The organism is Halomonas sp. DP4Y7-1, from assembly GCF_019800705.1.
In the GTDB taxonomy this organism is placed as follows: domain Bacteria; phylum Pseudomonadota; class Gammaproteobacteria; order Pseudomonadales; family Halomonadaceae; genus Halomonas; species Halomonas litopenaei_A.
Map to the genome: position 1 here is coordinate 614,664 of NZ_JAHVKS010000002.1, position 19,937 is coordinate 634,600.

The following is a 19,937-nucleotide window of genomic DNA, read 5'->3' on the forward strand; positions in this document are numbered from 1 at the left end:
CAGCGGCTCCTCACGCGTCAGCGGTACTGGCAGCGCGGTTATCCTGACGGGTCAGCGAGGCCAGCGGGTGGCGTTCCAGGCCGGCAAGCGCCAGCCCCTGCTCATCGAACAGGTGGGCTCGGGACGGTGCGAAACCGAAGCGAATCCGATCACCCACGCGGTGGCCGACATCGCCGTCCACCATCAGCGTCAGCAGTTCGCCATCCATCTCCACGTAAAGCGACGTCTGCCCCCCCAGGCGTTCGATGACGCTGACCCTGGCCGCCAGCGGACCCTGGTCATCCAGCATCAGGTGCTCAGGGCGGATGCCCAGCTCGAGTGCCTGCCCCGCGGTGATGGCGTCGCCTTCCACGGGTACCTTGACGCTCTCGCCCCCCGGTACTGTGACCGTCACTCCCTGGGCGTCCGAGGAGCGAGCCTCGACCTTGAGGAAGTTCATCTTGGGCGAACCGATGAAACCCGCCACAAAGCGATTGCGCGGATGGTGATACAGCTCCATCGGGGATCCCACTTGTTCGACCTCGCCGCCTTGCAGGACCACAATCTTGTCGGCCATGGTCATGGCCTCGATCTGGTCATGGGTCACGTAGATCATGGTCGCCTTGAGCTCTTCGTGAAGGCGCGCCAGCTCAATGCGCATCTGCACACGCAGCGCCGCATCCAGATTGGACAGCGGCTCGTCGAACAGAAAGATGCTGGGATTGCGGACGATGGCGCGGCCGATGGCGACCCGCTGGCGCTGGCCACCGGACAGTGCCTTGGGCTTGCGCTCCAGTAGCGGCTCAAGCTGCAGAATCTTTGCCGCCTCAAGGACTTTCTGGCGACGCTCCTGCTGAGAAACGCCAGCCAGCTTGAGGCTGAAGCCCATATTGTCTTCCACCGTCATATGGGGGTAGAGCGCATAACTCTGGAACACCATGGCCAGCCCACGCTCTGCCGGGCCAAGCTCGTTGACTCGCTGGTCATCGATCACGATGTCGCCGCCACTGGTGCTCTCGAGTCCCGCGATCATGCGCAACAGCGTCGACTTGCCACAGCCCGAAGGGCCGACAAAAACCACAAATTCCTGATCCTTGACCACCAGGTCGACGCCCTTGATGACGTGGGTATCGCCGAAGCTCTTGGTGACCTGATGGAGGTTGAGTGTCGCCATCTTGTTATCCTCGTTGTTCCGTTCAGGGCGTCACGACGCCACCGCAAAAAACTGATATCGCATCGAGTCGTTGCCACCGCGACTACTTGACCGCACCAAAGGTGAGGCCGCGCACCATCTGCTTTTGCGTCAACCACCCAAAGATCAGAATCGGCGCGATGGCCATGGTCGAGGCCGCCGACAGCTTGGCCCAGAACAGGCCCTCGGGACTGGAGAACGACGCGATGTAGGCGGTCAGCGGCGCCGCCTGGGAGGTGGTGAGATTGAGGCTCCAGAACGCTTCATTCCAGCTCAGGATGACCGACAGCAGGCCGGTGGAAGCGATTCCCGGCAGCGTCAGCGGCAGCAGCAGATACCAGACCTCCTGAAGGGTGCCTGCGCCGTCCATGCGGCCTGCCTCGAGAATGTCCTTGGGCAGATCCTTGAAGAAGGTGTAAAGCATCCACACCACGATCGGCAGATTCATCAAGGTGTAGACGATGGTCAGGCCAAGGCGGGTATCCAGCAGGCCGATATCACGAAACAGCAGGTAGATAGGCACCAGCACACCGACCGACGGCAGCATCTTGGTCGACAGCATCCAGAGCAGCGTGCCCTTGGTTCGCTTGGTCGGCAGAAACGCCATGGCGTAGGCAGAAGGAATCGCGATCAGCAGTGCCAGCAAGGTCGAACCGAACGACACCACCACGCTGTTCCAGGCAAACTTGATGTAGTCGGCACGCTCCTGAACCTCGACGTAGCTGTCCAGGGTCGGCGTGAAGATCAGACTGGGGTCGGCAATTGCCTCGGCCTCGGTCTTGAAGCCGGTAAGGATCATCCAGAAGATCGGAAAGAAGATCGTCAGGGCCACACCCCAGCCCAGCAGGGTAATACCCAGCTTGCGCCAGCGCTGGGCGCGTTGCGCGGCGGCGCCCCGCTCGGCAGCGGCCGGGGCCGAGCGAATGGCCGAGGCAGTGGAGGGAGACGTGGTCATGGCAGGCACCTCATGAACGTAGGGTGGTCGGACAGGCGCAGAAGGCGCTACTGTTCGAGATTCTTGGCGACCATTCGCACCAGAAAGATGGCAACGATATTGGCCAGAATGATGGCGATAACCCCACCGGCTGACGCGGTCCCCACATCGAAGTCGAGCAGCGCCCGGATATAGATGAGATACGCCAGGTTGGTGGTCGCCAGCCCCGGTCCCCCGGACGTGGTCACAAAGATCTCGGCGAAGATGGTCAGCAGGAAGATCATCTCGATCATCACGACCACGCTGATCGCGCGCTTCAGGTGAGGCAGGGTGATGTAGAAGAAGATGGCCAGGGGCCCCGCGCCGTCCATGCGCGCCGCCTCGACCTGATCGTCATCCAGTGATTGCATGGCGGTCAGCAGTATCAGCAGGGCGAAGGGCAGCCACTGCCACGACACAATGATGATGATGGAGGTCAGCGGCAGGCTGGAAAACCAGTCCAGGGCCGGCAGTCCCAGGCTTTCCGCCAACCAGGCCAGCACGCCGTTGGCGGGGTGCATCATCATGTTCTTCCACACCAGCGCGCTGACCGTCGGCATGACGAAGAACGGCGAGATGGCCAGCACCCGGGCAATGCCTCGTCCTAAAAACTCCTGCTGGAACAGCACTGCCAGCAAGGTGCCGCCGACCACGGTGATGACCAGCACCCATCCCACCAGCAGCAGCGTCGTTCCCATCGCCGACCACAGCGCCGGATCTGTCAGCAGGTATTCGTAGTTTTCGACGCCGGCAAAGCCGGTCATGCCGGGCATCAGCAGGTTATAGCGCTGAAACGAGAACCAGATGGTCATCGCCAGCGGCACTATCATCCATAGCAACAGCAGAGTGACAGCCGGGGCCTGCAGCGACAGGGTTCTCAAGCCCCCGACGGTACGTCCGGAAGTTCGATTCTTGTTCATAAGGGTCATGCCTGCTCGAGCCCCGGGACGGCGTCCCGGGTGGAAAGGCCAAGGGCCAGCCGAACGGCCGGCCCGCGTGCATGTATCAGTCGGTGTAACCCGCTCGTGCCATGGTGCGCTCCGTTGCACGCTGCGCTGCCGCCAGCGCCTGTTCGACGCTGGTATCGCCGGTCAACGCAGAGGCCACCATCTGGCCGACCTGCGTGCCAATGGCCTGGAACTCAGGGATGCCGACAAACTGGACCCCGACATAGGGATTGGGCTCGAGGCTCGAGTCCAGGGGGTCGGCATTGCGGATCGCGTCGACCACGAAGCTGGCGAAAGGCGCGGCCTCGACATAGCTGGGATGGTCGTAGGTAGACTGGCGGGTACCAGGAGGCACGCTGGTCCAGCCTTCACGCTCGCCAACCAGTGCCACGTACTCCTGGGAGGTCGCCCAGGTCACGAAGGTGCGTGCCGCTTCCTTGGCATCGGAGGAGGTAGGAATCGCCAGCGCCCAGGACCACAGCCAGTGGGATCCCTTGGGCGTTTCGGCCACTGGCGCCGGGGCGAAGCCGAGCTCACCGGCCACCTCGGACTCCTCAGGGTTGAACAGCTTGCCCGCGGCCGACGTGGCATCGACCCACATGGCGCAGTTGCCGCGCGAAAACAGGGCCAGATTCTCGTTGAATCCATTCGAGCTGGCACCAGCAGGGCCGTAGTTGTCGAGCAGATCCACGTAGAACGACACGGCCTCCTGCCAGGCCGGGCTATCGATCTGTGCCTGCCAGTCCATATCGAACCAGCGACCGCCAAAGGTATTGATCATGGTCGAGACGAACGCCATGTTCTCACCCCAGCCAGGCTTGCCACGCAGGCAGATGCCCGCGACATCGTTGTCTGGGTCGTGGAGCTGCTCGGCCCAGTCCCGCACTTGCGTCCAGGTGGGCTGCTCGACCATGTCGATGCCTGCCTCGGCAAACAGATCCTTGCGGAAGTACAGCATCGAGCTCTCTGCATAGAACGGCACCGCGTACAGCGTGCCGTCATGGCTCAGGCCATCACGCACCGGTCCCAGCAGGTCATCGACCTGGTAGTCGGCGGGCAGGTCGTTCAGTGGCTCGAGCCAGCCACGCTCGGCCCATATCGGGGCTTCATAACTGCCAATGGTCATGACATCGAACTGACCACCCTGGGTCGCAATATCCGTTGTCATGCGCTGGCGTAGCACGTTCTCTTCCAGCACCACCCAATCGAGGGTGATATCAGGATGTGCCTTTTCAAATTCTTCGGTCAGGCTCTGCATGATCACCATGTCGTTATTGTTGACGGTGGCAACGGTGATGGTATCGGCCTGGGCGGCACCGGCGCTGACGGCGAGGACGCTGCCCGACAGGCATGCCAGCGCGGACAGATAGCGGATGGGAGAGTGAAGGGGATAACGGATGGGATAGCGGCTAGCGTAGGGCTGAGAATGACGCTGCTTCATGACGTACTCCTGTTATTGGCCCCTGCGGGGCTTGTTGTTGTGTGACCAGAGCCACCAGGGGTTAGCGGCGGAAGCGCGGCAGCCATTGGGTCAGTACCGCAGGTAACGCGCATCGGGTTCGCTGTTGCGCCGCACGTGCCCGTTCTGATGAAACACATCCACTTCTGACCAACTCACCTGCTTCCGATCAACCAATAGGCTTGTGATCAACCCTTCAGCGTGTGGTCCATGGAACCCGCGTGGAATCCTTACGCTGAATTCTGATCAATCAAATCAAGCAATGATCAAATGATCGAACAGGACACCAGAAAACGCAAAGCGCAGACCCTTAGACTTTAGCGGTAGGCCTGATCGCTTTGCGCTGTTTGCCGGGCAAACCCCGTGGCAGCGTCCACAGAATAATGCGCCCTACTCAAAGGTTTACGGTGCAACGGCGGGAAGCCCCATCAGGGCGATGACAGCGGGGACATGACTGGGGTGACCAAGAGAGGGTCAGGAGGCTAACCGATCCACGATATAGCGAGCGGCCTGGTCGTCGGTAATCAGACTCGACAACCAGCCTCCTCGCAGAGCCGCCAGGATGGCCGCCCCCTTGTCGCGTCCGCCAGCCACCGCCACCAGTGACTGATGCTGCAATGTCTGCAGGGGCAGGCTGGTGACCCGCCTGCTGGTGGAGCAGTCGATCAGGACACCATTGGCGTCCATCGGCCAGCCAACCAGCTCACCCACCGCATCGAGCGCCAACAGCTCCTCGAGCTCGATTTCGCTGATGAAGTGGTCCTGAAACAGCGTGGCCTGGCGGTCAATGCGCCCTACCCCGACAAACGCCACACAGGCTTGGCTTGCCACCTCACCGATGGCGCGAAACAGCGGCTGAGCGGCCAGAGCACGCTTTTCTTCGACGCTGCTGGCCACCACCGGGGTCGGTAGCAGAAAACGTTCGCCGCCGGTCTTGTCCGCCGCCACCATCACGCCGTCATAGCGGTTGGAGGAACCATCGCGAGCCACGTTGCCGACCAGCGAGACAAAGCGATGCTGAGGACGCTCGATGCGGCTCAATGCTTCCACCATGGCGCGAATCGAGCGCCCTGAGCCTAGTGACAGCGTCTGCGGCTCGCTTCGCTCGATAATGCGGGACAGACGCTCGGCGCCGGCCACCGCGAGATAGGGGGCACTGTCAGTCGTGCCTGCGGCCACCGGCACGACGTCACAGTAGGCGAGCGCAAAGCGCTCGCGGATCGCCTGGGACAGGGCTGTGCAGTGGGCGACCGGATGATCGATGTGGACCTTGACCAGGCCTTCCTGCCGGGCCAACGCCAGCAGACGCTGAACCCCAGGACGAGATACGCCAAGCTGCGCCGCAATTTCATCTTGGGTCTGACCACCGACATACGACAACCAGGCGGCCCTGGCAGCCTGATCCAGCTTGACCTCGAACTTGTCCACACGCCATCTCTCTCACTGATCCACTAGCGCATCATCGCAAGCCAACCGCACTGGCACAATGGACGCGCCTAGCGCTGCGACGACGAAGCGCCAGCCGGCAGCTTGACCGTCACGCGCAAGCCCCCCAGCGGCGCGGCTTCAAGCGCGAGTTCACCGCCATACAGTTCTACCAGCTCTTCCACGATGGCCAGTCCCAACCCATTGCCAGGCCGCTGCTCGTCCAGGCGCACGCCGCGACGCAGGACCGCGGCGCGCTCATCCTCGCTCATGCCAGGACCGTCATCATCGAGGCACAAGCATAGCGCTCGCGACTCACGCTGAATGCTGAGCGTCACTCGCGATGCTGCCCAGTCGATCGCGTTCTCCAGCAAGTTGCCGACCAGCTCCTGCAGGTCGTTGGGATCGATACGCAGTGCCAGCTCGTCGGCCAGCAAGATACTGACCCGAACGCCCCGCCGATCCGCCAGGCGGGTCAGTCCCTCCAGCACGGGCGCCAGCACCTGACCAACGTGTACCTCGGCGGCGAGCGCGCTGCTGCCCGCAGCACTGGCCCGCGCCAGGTGATGGCGAACCGCGGCATTGATGCGCTCAAGCTCTTGTCGCATCTTGTCCCGCTCTGCCGCAGGCAGCTTCTCGACACGCGTCATCAGCACGCTGACCGGGGTTTTCAAGGCATGCGCCAGATTGCCGGCGGTTGCCCTTCCTCGCTCGATCAAGCGACGATCATGATCGAGCACGTCATTCATGGTGGCCGCAAGTTCGGCAAGTTCCGTTGGCAGTTGGGTGTCCAGGCGCTCACGCTGCCCCGCCTTGACCGCGGCCAGGTCCGCGTACAGTGAGCGAAGTGGCGCCAGCCCCCAACGAATCTGTGCTGCCAGGCCAGCCAGCAGCAGCGTTCCCAGCGCCAGCAAGGACAACCACAGCAGCCACTCGAAGCGAGCGACCTCGGTATCCAGTTCCTGTCGGCTGACCGCCAGGCTGATCACCACCGGATGGGGGTGGTGGGACAGCGTGAGGGTACGCTCCACCAGCCGCAGCGGCTGGCCTCGCGGGCCTTCGATGTTGCGCCAGTGGGTACCCGCACGGCCGTCCGTCGGCAGGCGCTGATCCCAGAGGGAACGAGAGCCCCGGGACAGGCCCTGGCCATCGCTGATCTGCCAGTACCAGCCGGAAAACACCTGACCAAAGCGCGAGTCGCCGAGGCTGTCAGTGACGATCAATTCACCACTGACCGGATCCCGCTCCAGGGCGGCCAGCAGCACTCGGTGCATGGATGACAGCCGTTCGTCGAAGGACGCCGAGGCCGATTCACGGAAGCTGTAGGAGAGTCCTGCTCCCACCAGCGGCACGATCACCAGCACCAGCACCAACGAGGCGACAATCAGGCGCCGCGCCAGCGAGCCTGTGGTGGCCTTCACGACGTAGACTCGTTATCTGGCGTGACCAGCCGATAACCCTCACCGCGACGGGTCACGATGCGCTCACTTCCCAGCTTTCGCCGCAACCGACTGATCTGCACGTCGATAACGTTGGAGTCAGGCTCGTGATCGCGATCGTAGACGTGCTCAGCCAGCTCCGTGCGACTGACCACACGGTCCCTGGCGTGCATCAGGTAAGACAGCAGGCGCGATTCGTGGGCCGTCAAGGATACCGGCCGTCCGGCCACGGACACGGCTCCGGTGTGGGTATCCAGACTCAAGGCACCGGCATTCAGTACCGGATGAGAGTGACCGTGGCTACGCCGTACCAAGGCGCGCAATCGGAACAGCACCTCGGCGGTCTCGAAGGGTTTGGTGACGTAATCGTCTGCCCCGGCTGAAAAGCCTGCCGCCTTGTCCGACCAGCGTTCGCGGGCGGTCAACACCAGGACGGGCAAGTCGATGCTATCGTCGCGCCACTGCGCCAGCCAGCGGGTGCCGTCTCCGTCCGGCAGTCCCAGGTCCAGGATCACCGCGTCATAGCGTTCGGTTCGCAGCAGGAAGTCCGCATCACTGCCATTGGTTGCCGCTTCCACCAATAGCCCACCCTCGCCGAGAGACTCCGCAAGCGCCTCACTCAACGCCTGGTCGTCCTCGACCAGTAGAATTTTCATGACTACGTCTCCTGACATCCGTTTCGCTAGGGGCTTGTTAGAAAGGGGCTCACTTGAGAGGGGATTGCTCGACAGGGTCTCACTAGAAAAGTGATTGCTCGATAAAGGCGAGCGCTAAGGTGCCGAAGGCTGACGTCTCATAGCGTCGATGCCCACCCCTTCAATCGCCTTCAGCTCACCGTTGCGACCGTCGAATTCAAACTCGACCACCTGTCCCTGGGCGCCGACCATCTCGATCTCGTAGATCGCTACGCCATCTTCCCGCTCCAGCTCGACTTCCAGCACCTGTCCGTCGTAGCGCTCATCCAGCCAGTCCAGCAGTGTGGGCAGTGCGACCAGACGTCCCTCACGAACTTCCTGGTGCAGGTTACGCCAGTCGTCATCAGCCATGGCGTCGCCCACGCCGAGCGACTGGCGTGCAAGATGCTGGAGGCCGTCGACCTGGGCCAGGTAAGGCAGCTGCAGGGCGCTGGCCACTAGCAGCGCGACGACTAAAGAGTGTTTTACATATTTCATGACAGACAGTCTGAAGTAGCTGAGATGAACGAAACATGAACGACAACGTCAGGCTGGTGACAGGTTGCCCGTGACAGGATGGCCTCACTCACCGGACAGCAGCATGTGGTGAGCATACCTTCAACAGCGCAAGGAGTCCGCACATGAACAGAACAGTTACCCTCAGCCTGGCCGCCCTGACCCTCACCGGCGCTTTCGCCACCTCGGCGCTGGCCGATGACGGAGGCATCAGCCGCGAAGAGCTCGATCGGCTGCTGACCAGTACCGGCGAATACGGCTTCGCCAGCTACGACGAACTCGGCGTCGACGATGGCCATCGCTTTGAGGCAGAAGGCTGGCGTGACGACGGCTGGCGGCTTGATGTCGATATGTCGCTGGACGACGCCAGCATCCTGCGAGAGCAGCAGCGAGAGGGTCAGCTCCCAGAGTGGAGCCTGAGTGGCGACGAGGTCTCCCAAGCCCTGGACGCCGCACAGCAGGCGGGCCTGGAACTGTTCGGCTCCTTGGATGTCGACCGTATGGGCGATATCGAGATCGAAGGCTACGACGCCCAACATCAGGAGATCGAGATTCGTCTTGATCGAGATACCTTCGATGTCACTGGAGTTCAGCATGACGACTGATCAATCGCGCTTTACCCACGAATACCAGCAGAACGCCGCCTGGAGGGCGGCGTCCCAATGGCAGCAGCGCGCTCGCCAAGCCCGAACCGCGCAGCGCCCCAGCGGCCTGCGACTCGTAATGGTCAGTCTGATCGGCATGGTCACACTGGTCTTCGCGACGCTGATGGCTCTGACCTTGAGTCTCGTCGGTCTGGCGCTGATGCCCTTCGTCCGCCACCGCATGAAAAAACGCATGGAAACCTACCGCGCAGACCATGCAGATGACATCACCCCCGGAATGACCAGCCGTGCCACGCATCACGACTCAGCGCGAGTCTGGGAGGGGCAATGCGAGGTCAAGTCATCCTGATAGACGGCGCCCCTGGATGGACCGTCAGCGACTGACGTCATCCCGGGGCGTATCGCGCTGGTCGTCTCGTTGTGCCAGCTCTTGGCGCAACGCCACGACTTCCGTCTTAAGTTCGCGTACTTCTCGAGCGAGCTCTCGCAACATGTCCCGCTGCGCCCGATGCAATCGGCTGGTTTCGTCTTCCTGGTCGCCGATGAACAGAGAACCGACATACGCCGCGAAACTACCGAACAGACTGACCCCCGCGACCATCAACAGGGCAGCCACCACACGGCCCAGGGTCGTAACCGGATAGAAGTCGCCGTACCCTACCGTGGTCACCGTCACGAACGCCCACCACAGTGCTTCTTCAGCGGTATTGATCTGGCTATCGGGATTTGGTCCCTCGACGACCAGGATGACTACCGAGCCGAAGATCAGCAGCAGCACCGTCGCGGATGCCACCGAGGCAAAGATCCCCTTGGCCTTGTTGCGGAACAGCAAATTCCAGATCAGGCTAAGCGACTTGATCGCACGCAGCATCCGGATCACCTGCACCACCCGCACCAGTCGCCCTGCCATAAAGAAGCTGGCGGGTATGCTGGCGAGCAGGTCAATCCATCCCCAGCGCATGAAACGCCATTTGCTGTCTGCCTGGCTGAAACGGATCACAAAGTCCGCGAGAAAGAAGCCACAGACAACAAAGTCCAGCTTGGAAATCAGATCATCGACTTCCGGCGGCAGGTCATGCAGCTCCTGCACAGCCATGGCGCCAATAACATAAAAGGACAGGATCAGGATCAGGATCTGAAACGGAGATAGACGCTCTTGATTCATGGTGTTCGGGTCGATGGACGGGTCATCCTTGACCTTACGCGAAGCATGTCGGGCTGCCTAGCAGCAAGGCCGCCGGCAACACCTCGGCGTCAACGACAACTCACTCCAGCGCTTCGTAGGGCAACCCCACATAGTTTTCAGCCAGCGTGGTCAAGCCTGCCCGTGACCCTGTCAGGTAATCGAGTTCGGCCAGCTGCATGCGCTCCTCGAAAGTCTCTTCATCACTAAAGCGGTGCAGCATCGACGTCATCCACCAGGAAAAACGCTCGGCTTTCCAGATACGCCTGAGGCAAACCTCCGAGTAGCGCTCCAGCAGGTCTGTGCGGCCATCCTCGAACACCTTGACCATCAGGCGGTACAGGGTACTGACATCACTCGCCGCCAGATTAAGCCCCTTGGCTCCGGTAGGAGGAACGATGTGCGCCGCATCTCCCACCAGGAAAAGGCGGCCAAATTGCATCGGTTCCACCACAAAGCTGCGAAGTGGTGCAATGCTCTTCTCGATCGAGGGCCCCGTGACCAGCTGTCGAGCGACATCACTCGGCAAGCGTTGCTTCAACTCCTGCCAGAAGCGCTCATCGGGCCAGTCATCGACCGTGTCATCCAGTGATACCTGGAGATAGTAGCGGCTGCGCTGGACCGAGCGCATGCTGCACAGCGCAAAGCCCCGCTCATGGCGTGCATAGATCAACTCATGAGTCACCGGCGGAGTATCGGACAGCAGCCCGAGCCAGCCAAAGGGGTAGACCCGCTCGAAGGTCTTCAATCGCTCGTCAGGAATCGAGCGACGTGACACCCCATGGTATCCATCGCAGCCAGCCACATACTGGGCGTGCAGATGGTAGCGCTTACCCTGGTGGATGAAGGTCACGCTAGGAGCGCCGCTCTCCAGGTCGTGCAGCGCCACCTCGTCTGCCTCGTAGAAGGTCGTAGCGCCCGACGCCTGACGCGCCGCCATCAAGTCTCGCGTCACCTCCGTCTGGCCATACACCATGACCCGCTGTCCCCCAGTCAACGCCGCCAGGTCCACCCGCGCACGGCGATTGTCGAAGGCCAGCTCAAAGCCCTCATGGGGCAGCCCTTCGGCCTCCATCCGCTCACTGACACCCGCCTCACGCAACAGGTCAACCATACCCTGCTCCAGCACACCGGCACGGATGCGTCCCAATACATAGTCGCCGCTCTTGCGCTCGAGAATGACGGTAGCGATGCCAGCACGCTCCAGCAATTGCCCGAGAAGCAAGCCCGAAGGACCCGCTCCGATGATCGCCACCTGGGTCGTCATCGTCTCGTCGATATCTTCGTGGGCGGATGCAGTCATCGAGTCAAGCATGGCAGTGGCCTCGTCAGCGGGGTTGGAAGACGTTATGGTTGTGATGATATTTTTCGCTCCAAAGCACCGCCAAATAAGGCATGAAAAGCCCTTTTACTTGGACTTATCGAAGATGCTCATCTGACTTTTGTCGTACAGGTGCGCACTTCAGACCACTCTGGTCGATGGGCGCTGTCCCCGTCGCGAGGTGATCCATGCAGACGCCGTCAACCACCTCTGAGCTCCCCCTGCCGATTCCGACGTTTAGCCTTTATGGAGAGCATCAAGGCTGGCCAACACCTGACTTGATTCACTGCGAATCCATCGCTGAACGCAGCCGCCTGCATGATTGGCGCATCCATCCCCATCGCCACAGTGACCTGAGCCATCTGCTGCTGCTGACCTCAGGGGAGGTGGAGCTTGAACTCGAGGGCAAGCGCCTGTCCTGCCAGGCGCCGCTGATGATTCTGGTACCAGCCCTTAGCGTCCACGGTTTTACGTTTTCGCCAGGGATTCAGGGGCACATCCTGACGCTGGCCGCGCCCTTGCTGGCCCACCTGCGCCGCGAACTCCCCGAGGCCAGCCGCGTGTGGACCCGGGCAGGAGCAACGCCCCTCGGCACAGGGGGGAAGCGTCTGGTGGGGTTGATGGATCATATCGATGCGGAGTACCGCCGGCCGGCACGGGACCGCAGTGTCCTGCTCGATGCACTGACCAAGGCACTGACGGTGGAAGCAGCACGCGCTGCCACCCCACCTTCTCAGCGCATCTCAGGGGTAAAACCAGACCCGGGCCACGTTCATCTACAGCGCTACCAGGCGCTGGTCGAGCAGCGCTTTCGCCAGCAACCCAGGGTCTCCGAGCTGGCCACGGACATCACCGTGAGTGCCGCCCATCTCAATGCCTTGTGTCGGCGCCTTACCGGTCGCGGAGCACAGGCGCTGATGCATGAGCGGGTACTACTGGAGGCCAAGCGGGAACTCACCTACACCAACCTGACCATTGCCCAGGTCGCTGATGGGCTGGGATTTTCAGAGCCGGCGTATTTCTCACGTTTTTTCAAACGCTTGACGGGCTGCTCGCCCAAGGATTTTCGTCAGCGACAGCAGCGGGCAGCGCCGCCGCCAGAAGTATGAGCGGGCCTCGTGACGGACAAGGCCCGCCTGCAGGCGGCCCTTGTCCGTCATGGGAAGGCAGCGGCTACATCAGAAAGAACGTCGTCAGCACGGGAAACAGCAACAGCAGGGCCAGGCGCACCAGATCAGACACGATAAAGGGCGACACGCCACGGAAGATCTCGCCCAACCCGACATGCGGCGCCATGGCCTTGATCACGAAGACGTTCATGCCCACCGGAGGGGTGATCAAACCAAGCTCTACCGTCAGCACGGTGATGATGCCAAACCATACCGGGTCGATACCCAGTACCTGAATGATCGGGAACACCACAGGCACCGTGATGACCAGCATGGCGATGGAGTCCATGAACATGCCCAGCACGAAGTACATCAACAAGATGCACAGGACCACCCAGATGGGCGACAGCTCCAGAGCAAACAGCGCATCACTGATCGAAAACGAGATGCGTGACAGAGAAATGAAGTAACCCAGCGCCTCCGCCCCGACCAGCATGAAGAACACCACGGCGGACAGCGCCAGCGTTTCCTGAACCGCTGCCCACAGCTGGGCGCCACGCAGGCCCTTGACCAGTGCATACAGCAAGGTGGCAAATGCGCCAACGCTCGCGCCTTCTGTCGGCGTAAAGACGCCCAGGTAGATGCCGAGGATCATCACCAGAAAGACGCCAAAGAAAGGGACCAGCCCTCCCAACGATGCCAGCTTGTCGGCCCAGCCAGTCGGCTCTCCCGCCACCGCCAGGCCAGGCTTCACGCGCATGACGACGCTGACGGTGAGCGCGTAGAGGACCAGGCCTAGTAGCCCTGGAATCAGGCCGGCCATGAACATGTCGCCCACCGACTGTTCCGTCAGAATGGCGTAGATCAGCAGGGCAATGCTGGGAGGGATCATGATACCCAAGGTGCCCCCAGCCGCTAGCGCGCCAGTGGCCAGTCCTCGGTGGTAGCCGTAGCGCTCCATCTCTGGCAAGGCCACACGGGTCATGGTACTGGCCGTTGCCAGGGATGAGCCGGAGATGGCCGAAAACACTCCGCAGGACCCCACTGCGGCGATGGCCAGGCCACCTTTCCAGCCGCCACAGATGACCCGCGTCGACTGGAACAACTTGCCGGCCATACCAGAGTGCGCCGCCAATACGCCCATCAGGATGAACATGGGGACCGCACTGAAGCTGTAGTTGGACAGCACCTCCACCGGCACTGACTTGAGCATGGAGACAGCGGCGCCTGCATCGATGATGACCGCGAAACCACCGACTCCCACCACCAGCATGGCCAGGGCCACCGGCACCCGCAGGATCATCAGCCCCAGCAGTACCACCAAGCCCATCGCTCCGATCCATTCAGTCGCCATGGGAAACCTCACCTCCACGGCCAGTGATCATGGCCAGCATTCCCTCCAGCAGGCTGCGCAGGCCCATCACGGCACTCAAGACGGCCGCTGTCAGATAGATCGGCCCCAGCGGTAGGCGCAGGTCCTGAGTGACTTCGCCATACTCTGTCGCACTGTGGGCTGCGCCTACCAGCCCGCTGGCCAATACGGCGCCTAACAGTGCAAAGCCGAGCAGGTAGCCGCCATGCAGTCGCGCGGTAATTGACGCAGGCAGACGATGAGAAAATGCCTCCACCACCACCTGGCTTTTCTCGACGGCGGCCGCCATGGTCGCCAGCAGGGCAAACAACATCAGGTAGCTGACCATCTCGACACTGCCGAAGACCTGGAGTGACAGGGCTCCGTCCGACAGGCGCTGTGCATAGCGTGTGACCACATCCGCCACGGTGATGGCCAGCATCAGTACCAGACAAAGACCGCCAAGCCCACGGCACAGCAGCGCCAGCCAGTGGCTGGTACCAAGCATCAAACGCTGCATGATGTCACTCCACCGAGCCACAGCTGTCTCGTGCGGCAAGCGCCGCCTGATACACGTCCTGGGCCTGTGAGATGCCTCGCTCTTCCAACCCACTCAGATAGTCGTCGATGCCCTGCTCGAGGGGCGGCGCCCAAGCCGCATCCTCAAGAGGCGCGTCGATCACACGGATGGTGTGCCCCGCATCCACTGCCTCCTGATGGCCAACTTCATCAATGGCATGGAAGACCTGACCCGCATTCGTCGCCCACTTCATGCCGGAGTTGTCATCGATGACCGCCTGCTGTTCCGGCGTCAGTCGCTCATAGGCGCGCTGACTCATCGTGGCAACAAAAATCAGGGAATAGAACGGTACCTGGGTGTGGTACTCCACCAGCTCATTGATACGAAACCCCTTCATGCCCTCCCAGGGAAAGCTGAGGCCGTCCAGCACGCCGCGCTGCATCGAGCTGTAGATGTCCGGGGCTGGCATCGCTACCGGGCTGGCCCCCATGTTTTCCAGGATATCCCCCGCCACCGCGGTGGGACGACGAATGCGCAGCCCAGCGAGGTCCTGGGGCGCTTGCACGTCGGTGTCGACAGTGTGGATGTACCCCGGCCCCGTGGTGAACATGAACAGTACGTGAGTGTCGTCGTACTCGCTCGCAATCTGGCCGTCGTCATAGAGCGTCTGCAAGATGCACGACCCTTGTACCGCAGTGTCGGAGACACCGGGAAGCTCCACTACCTGAGACAGAGGAAAGCGCCCAGCCGTGTACCCTTGGGCCGTCGCGCCGATATCGGCGATACCGTTGACCGTCGCCTCATAGATATCATCGGCCTTGGCGAGCGTGCCGGAAGGGAACAGCTGCACCTTCAGGTCTCCGCCAGAATCCTCCTCGACCGCCTTTGCCCACTGTTCGAAAATCTGCGTATTGATACCGGATGCCCCGGGCCAGAAGTGCGCCATGCGCAGTGTCGTCGCAGCCTGGGCCTGAGCACATGCCAAAGCTGTCAGCGACGCTGCCATCAAGCAGGCGAGCGGTGTCTTCATCGGGGTTCCTCCAGTCGTTGTCGTTATTGGCACTGCCTGACGTCAACAGGTGGCTCCCTGCACTGGCGTCAATGACGGCAATGTTCGCATAGAGAACATGCGTTCGTTATTTGAGTTGAAGAAGGTAAACCACCCGCAATGCGAACGAAAAGCGACTTTGGTATAGGACCCAGCGACTCCACGCTTCTCTCGACCTTTTCGACACTCGGTATCGCGGGCAGGAGGTATCCCATGCTGTCTCTCTCGGCAGCGATAGACGTCGATACATACATCAACACCGGCCGCCTACCCGGCGCCCAGGGCTTGGAATAAAAGCTCCGGAATAGAAGCCCTGGAACACAAGCACTAAAGCAAAATTCCTGAAGTAAAAGCCCTGGAGCCAACACCCCTGAGAAAAAGCCCCTGAGCAAAAGTCCTTGGGCGAAAGTGGTACTTAGGTGATGGCTTCACTAAAATTGTGTGCTGAAACGATACAGCCCTCCCCTCAAGGACGATCATGACTCCCCCTCGCCCGGGTATTTCCCTCCCCCTGATGCTGCTGCTGGCCTCACCCGCCGTGGCTGACACCGCTGTTCAGAGCACTGATCAAACCACGTCACAGAGCACTGCACCGCAGGCTGATCACACTAACGGATCCACGATGACCGTGACGGCCTCGCGTTTGTCACGCGAGCTGCTGACGACCCCCATGGCCATGTCAGTGGTCGATGAAGAGGAGATCCAGCGTGGACAGCAGCGCGTACGGATCGATGAGTCTCTGGTGCGGGTGCCCGGCGTGTTCATCCAGAACCGCGACAACTTTGCACAGGGCGCAAGGGTCTCCATCCGCGGTTTCGGCGCGCGCGCACCTTTTGGCGTGCGCGGCGTCACCGTCCTGGTGGATGGCATCCCCTACACCCTGCCCGATGGTCAGGCGCAGCTGGATGCCATTGATCTGGATAGCGCAGAACGCATCGAAGTCATTCGTGGCCCTTCTGCCGTACAGTACGGTAATGCGTCGGGGGGTGTCATTGCGGTGACCACCCGCGATGGCAAATCCGATGACCGTACCCGCATCCGCGTCGGAGTTGGCAGCGACGGCTACAACAAGCAGTCCGTGTCGACGGGCGGCACGCATGACGAGTGGGCCTATCACATCAATGCGTCGCGTCTTGAGCTGGCGGGCTACCGGGACCATAGCCGCGCTGAAAAGACCCTTCTCAACACCAAGGTTTCGCTGGAGCTGGACGATCAACGAAGGCTGACAGCGATCGTCAACCTGCTGGACAATCCGCGCGCCGAAGATCCCGGAGCCCTGACCGCGGAACAGGTGGATGCCGATCGCCGACAAGCGGGTCGCTTCACCGAGGAATATGACACCGGACAAGACGTGGATCAGCAGGTCCTCGGGCTGCTCTACCAAGACCTGGGGTTCGGTCCCGGTGAGCTGTATATAAAAGGGTTCAGCACCTGGCGCGACTTCGAGCAACAGCTGCCCTATCCCGGTGACAGCTTGATTGACTACCGTCGGCAGTACTTCGGCGGTAGCGCGGAGTACCATCAGCGCTTTCATGTTGGCGGCATGGCCCTGGACGGCATGGTCGGCGTTGATGCCGCGCGTCAGGAAGATGATCGACACCGGCAGGAGGTAGCCTTCAGCGGTGAGATTACCGGTGAGGTGGCGGATGAGACGCAGACTGCCGAAAGCCTGGGAATCTTTGCTCAGGGTGATCTTGCGCTCGACGAGCAATGGACCCTGTCGGCCGGTATTCGCCATGACCGCGTCGAGCTGGACATCGAGGACGATTTCACCAGCGATGGCGACCAGAGCGGTCAACGGACCTTTGAGGATACCAATGGCAGCCTCGGCATCAGCTATCGCTATCACCCGAATCACCAGCTGTATGCCAATACTTCGACGGCCTTCGAGACGCCTACCTTCTCTGAGTTTGCCAATCCAGCAGGTGGAGGCTTCAATCCAGACGTGGAGCCACAGCAGAGCTGGAGTCGCGAAGTGGGGGCGCGAGGCACCCTGACCAGTGGCCTGGACTACGACATCACCTTGTTCTCCATCGAGGTGAAAGATGAACTGGTGCCTTACGAGATCGAGGGAAGCGACCGCACCTTCTACAGCAATCTCGGCGATACCCGTCGCGAAGGCCTCGAGCTCGCCCTTGGCTGGGCGCCATCTGCTCACCTCGAGTGGTATACCGCGCTGACCCTCGCCCGCTACGAATTTGATAGCGCGGGAGGGGCCGGTCTGAAGGGCAACCGACTTCCAGGCCTGCCCGAGACCACCTGGGTCAACCAGCTGACCTGGTATGGCTCCAGCGACCGTGACACCAGCCCCTTCGCGACCCTGGAAACCCAGTATGTAGGAGACATGGTGGCGGACAACGCCAATACCGTCGACGTCGACAGCTACTGGCTAGCCAATCTAAGGGCTGGCAAGGGATGGCGTCTGGGCAGTGAGCAGACACTGTCGACGTATCTCGGCATCCGCAATCTGTTTGATGAAGATCACTATGCCAACGTCCGCATCAATGCCAGCAACGACCGCTACTTCGAGCCAGCACCTGACCGTGCTGTCTATGCCGGTGTAGAACTGGCGTTCTAACCCTCCCGCGCATCTTCTGAAATCATGCCGATCCGCTCGTTTCCCCTTGGGAAGCGAGCGAATCCTCATGCTCTATTGAGCCAGATCAAGTACATCAACATAGGCCACTGAGACGATGAGGTGATACGTCGTCACAAGAGGTCCAGCTTGCGCTGGTTCCACCGCCCATGCTGATCCGACGCTCCACAGAAGTGACCATGCGGCTATGGTCTGGCGGCACAACAAGAGAACTGCTCATTGCTCCCGAGGGCAGTGACTACGCACGACGCGACTTTCACATACGCCTGAGCACGGCGACGGTCGAAAGTGAAGAAAGCATGTTCACCCCCTTGATTGGCTACGAGCGCCACCTGATGGTATTGGAAGGGCAAGCACACCTGGTACACCAAGGGCAGCGTAGCGACCGACTGAGCCGCTTCCAGACAAGCACGTTTGACGGCGCATGGCAGACCCAGAGCTTCGGCCTCTATCGGGATTTCAATCTGATCCTTCGCTACGGCAATCGCGGGTACATCAGCCATCAACATCTATCACTACGGGAAACGCTTCACCTATCTCGCGAGGAAGCCTTGGTTCGCGCTATCTATCTGGAACGGGGGCGTCTCGAGCTGGTCAACGGTGACATCATCAACTGCCAGGACATGCTGATGGTAGAGCCAGGTGATCGATTATTCTTGCGCGCCCTGGAAAGCTCCGACCTGATCCTTGCGACCTTCACCGCATAGACCTTGCATAGAACCTTGCATAGAACCTTGTATAGAACCTTGTATAGACCTTCCCTGGATAGACCTTCCCGACATAGTCCTTCCTTCTCCGAGAAAACCTCAACATCGGGATTTCTCCTATCCTCCGAGCCCCGTCATCGACGTGTACTTGATGGAAAGGGTTTAGGCCGGACCACGCCGAGGGGGTATTCGGCGTGGCCCCACAAATAAAGAGCGGCTGAACGTATCAAGAGCCCATGCATGCGGCTTTTTAAATTAAGAAACCCCGACCATCTCTCGATAATCGGGGTTTTTCTGAATAAATGCCTGACGATAACGCCGTGGCTACAGCAACTCTTGCATGGGGGTGAGCCACCCTGGCGCTCTTTACAATGGCTCCAGCGAAGCTGCAAGGGGTGGCGAACGCCACGAGCCCACCCTTGAAAAGGGCCAGGCCGGACCACGCCGAGGGGGTATTCGGCGTGGCCCCACAAATAAAGAGCGGCTGAACGTATCAAGAGCCCATGCATGCGGCTTTTTAAAAAGAAACCCCGACCATCTCTCGATAATCGGGGTTCTTCGGAATAAATGCCTGACGATGACGCTTAGATATCAATGTCTCTCGCATGGGGGTGAGCCACCCTGGCTTTTGCAGCGAAGCTGCAAGGGGTGGCGAACGCCACGAGCCTGCGAGTGGCCGGACCGCACGCAGTGCGGCCCCACACATAAAAAGCGGGGTCGACCCATGCATGCGAAAAACCCCGACCATCTCTCGATAATCGGGGTTCTTCTGAATAAATGCCTGACGATGACCTACTCTCGCATGGGGAGACCCCACACTACCATCGGCGCTGAGCGGTTTCACTTCTGAGTTCGGCAAGGGATCAGGTGGTTCCCACTCGCTATGGTCGTCA

18 protein-coding genes and 1 rRNA gene are annotated in these 19,937 nt (G+C 61.0%); 5 read left to right on the forward strand and 14 right to left on the reverse strand.

The genetic code is table 11. From position 1 onward, the window contains the following. Positions 1-10 precede the first annotated feature (10 nt). The 8 genes from KUV72_RS06305 to KUV72_RS06340 form a co-directional block, all read right to left on the reverse strand. Positions 11-1,153: an ABC transporter ATP-binding protein gene (locus KUV72_RS06305; protein WP_222162542.1), complete on the reverse strand. Its 1,143-nt coding sequence runs from the start codon at positions 1,151-1,153 to the stop codon at positions 11-13. A gap of 82 nt (positions 1,154-1,235) precedes the next feature. Continuing rightward, positions 1,236-2,126 (reverse strand): carbohydrate ABC transporter permease, encoded by an 891-nt coding sequence (locus KUV72_RS06310; protein WP_206941745.1) that lies wholly within the window; start codon positions 2,124-2,126, stop codon positions 1,236-1,238. 47 nt (positions 2,127-2,173) lie between these two features. Next, the gene (locus KUV72_RS06315; protein WP_206941746.1) at positions 2,174-3,064 is read right to left on the reverse strand and encodes a carbohydrate ABC transporter permease; all 891 of its coding nucleotides are present in this window, start codon (positions 3,062-3,064) and stop codon (positions 2,174-2,176) included. 85 nt (positions 3,065-3,149) lie between these two features. Next, complete coding sequence (locus KUV72_RS06320) at positions 3,150-4,490, reverse strand: sugar ABC transporter substrate-binding protein (protein ID WP_315857859.1); 1,341 nt, start codon at positions 4,488-4,490, stop codon at positions 3,150-3,152. Between the two features lie 534 nt (positions 4,491-5,024). After that, the gene (locus KUV72_RS06325) at positions 5,025-5,978 is read right to left on the reverse strand and encodes a sugar-binding transcriptional regulator (protein WP_222237776.1); all 954 of its coding nucleotides are present in this window, start codon (positions 5,976-5,978) and stop codon (positions 5,025-5,027) included. A 68-nt stretch (positions 5,979-6,046) separates the two neighbouring features. After that, complete coding sequence (locus KUV72_RS06330) at positions 6,047-7,396, reverse strand: sensor histidine kinase (protein WP_222237777.1); 1,350 nt, start codon at positions 7,394-7,396, stop codon at positions 6,047-6,049. After that, positions 7,393-8,070 carry a response regulator transcription factor gene (locus KUV72_RS06335; RefSeq protein ID WP_206941750.1) on the reverse strand — a complete coding sequence of 226 codons (678 nt, stop codon included), beginning with the start codon at positions 8,068-8,070 and terminating at the stop codon, positions 7,393-7,395. The genes KUV72_RS06330 and KUV72_RS06335 overlap by 4 nt, the downstream gene beginning before the upstream one ends. Positions 8,071-8,184: 114 nt before the next feature. Then, positions 8,185-8,586: a PepSY domain-containing protein gene (locus KUV72_RS06340; RefSeq protein WP_242520766.1), complete on the reverse strand. Its 402-nt coding sequence runs from the start codon at positions 8,584-8,586 to the stop codon at positions 8,185-8,187. Positions 8,587-8,729: 143 nt separating this feature from the next. Here KUV72_RS06340 and KUV72_RS06345 point away from each other — a divergent pair, with 143 nt between their 5' ends. Together KUV72_RS06345 and KUV72_RS06350 are read left to right on the forward strand one after the other, a co-directional pair. Further along, positions 8,730-9,209: a hypothetical protein gene (locus KUV72_RS06345; protein ID WP_206941751.1), complete on the forward strand. Its 480-nt coding sequence runs from the start codon at positions 8,730-8,732 to the stop codon at positions 9,207-9,209. Beyond that, complete coding sequence (locus tag KUV72_RS06350) at positions 9,199-9,558, forward strand: hypothetical protein (RefSeq protein ID WP_222237778.1); 360 nt, start codon at positions 9,199-9,201, stop codon at positions 9,556-9,558. The genes KUV72_RS06345 and KUV72_RS06350 overlap by 11 nt, the downstream gene beginning before the upstream one ends. A gap of 24 nt (positions 9,559-9,582) precedes the next feature. Here KUV72_RS06350 and KUV72_RS06355 read toward each other — a convergent pair whose 3' ends face one another. Continuing rightward, positions 9,583-10,374 carry an ion transporter gene (locus KUV72_RS06355; protein ID WP_206941755.1) on the reverse strand — a complete coding sequence of 264 codons (792 nt, stop codon included), beginning with the start codon at positions 10,372-10,374 and terminating at the stop codon, positions 9,583-9,585. A 100-nt stretch (positions 10,375-10,474) separates the two neighbouring features. Further along, positions 10,475-11,659 carry a 4-hydroxybenzoate 3-monooxygenase gene (pobA, locus tag KUV72_RS06360; RefSeq protein WP_222237811.1) on the reverse strand — a complete coding sequence of 395 codons (1,185 nt, stop codon included), beginning with the start codon at positions 11,657-11,659 and terminating at the stop codon, positions 10,475-10,477. A 242-nt stretch (positions 11,660-11,901) separates the two neighbouring features. On the opposite strand from pobA, the gene KUV72_RS06365 reads away from it, so the two are divergent. Then, positions 11,902-12,822, forward strand: a complete 921-nt coding sequence (locus KUV72_RS06365) for a helix-turn-helix domain-containing protein (protein WP_222237779.1) — start codon at positions 11,902-11,904, stop codon at positions 12,820-12,822. Between the two features lie 64 nt (positions 12,823-12,886). Here KUV72_RS06365 and KUV72_RS06370 read toward each other — a convergent pair whose 3' ends face one another. Genes KUV72_RS06370 through KUV72_RS06380 form a run of 3 tightly spaced genes read right to left on the reverse strand, consistent with a single transcriptional unit; the run spans position 12,887 to position 15,723 of the window. Beyond that, on the reverse strand, positions 12,887-14,176 hold the full coding sequence (locus KUV72_RS06370; RefSeq protein WP_222237780.1) for a TRAP transporter large permease: 1,290 nt from the start codon (positions 14,174-14,176) through the stop codon (positions 12,887-12,889). After that, on the reverse strand, positions 14,166-14,693 hold the full coding sequence (locus KUV72_RS06375; RefSeq protein ID WP_222237781.1) for a TRAP transporter small permease: 528 nt from the start codon (positions 14,691-14,693) through the stop codon (positions 14,166-14,168). The genes KUV72_RS06370 and KUV72_RS06375 overlap by 11 nt, the downstream gene beginning before the upstream one ends. Before the next feature lie 4 nt (positions 14,694-14,697). Next, positions 14,698-15,723, reverse strand: coding sequence for a TRAP transporter substrate-binding protein (locus KUV72_RS06380; RefSeq protein WP_206941763.1), 1,026 nt, complete (start codon positions 15,721-15,723; stop codon positions 14,698-14,700). A gap of 496 nt (positions 15,724-16,219) precedes the next feature. Between KUV72_RS06380 and KUV72_RS06385 the strand changes: the two genes are divergently transcribed. Together KUV72_RS06385 and KUV72_RS06390 are read left to right on the forward strand one after the other, a co-directional pair. After that, a complete protein-coding gene (locus KUV72_RS06385; RefSeq protein WP_409995881.1) occupies positions 16,220-18,319 on the forward strand; it encodes a TonB-dependent receptor family protein in 2,100 nt (699 codons plus the stop codon). A 167-nt stretch (positions 18,320-18,486) separates the two neighbouring features. Further along, on the forward strand, positions 18,487-19,044 hold the full coding sequence (locus tag KUV72_RS06390) for a HutD family protein (RefSeq protein ID WP_222237782.1): 558 nt from the start codon (positions 18,487-18,489) through the stop codon (positions 19,042-19,044). Positions 19,045-19,823: 779 nt separating this feature from the next. Here KUV72_RS06390 and rrf read toward each other — a convergent pair. Beyond that, a 5S ribosomal RNA gene (gene rrf / locus KUV72_RS06395) occupies positions 19,824-19,937 on the reverse strand; the annotation flags it as partial.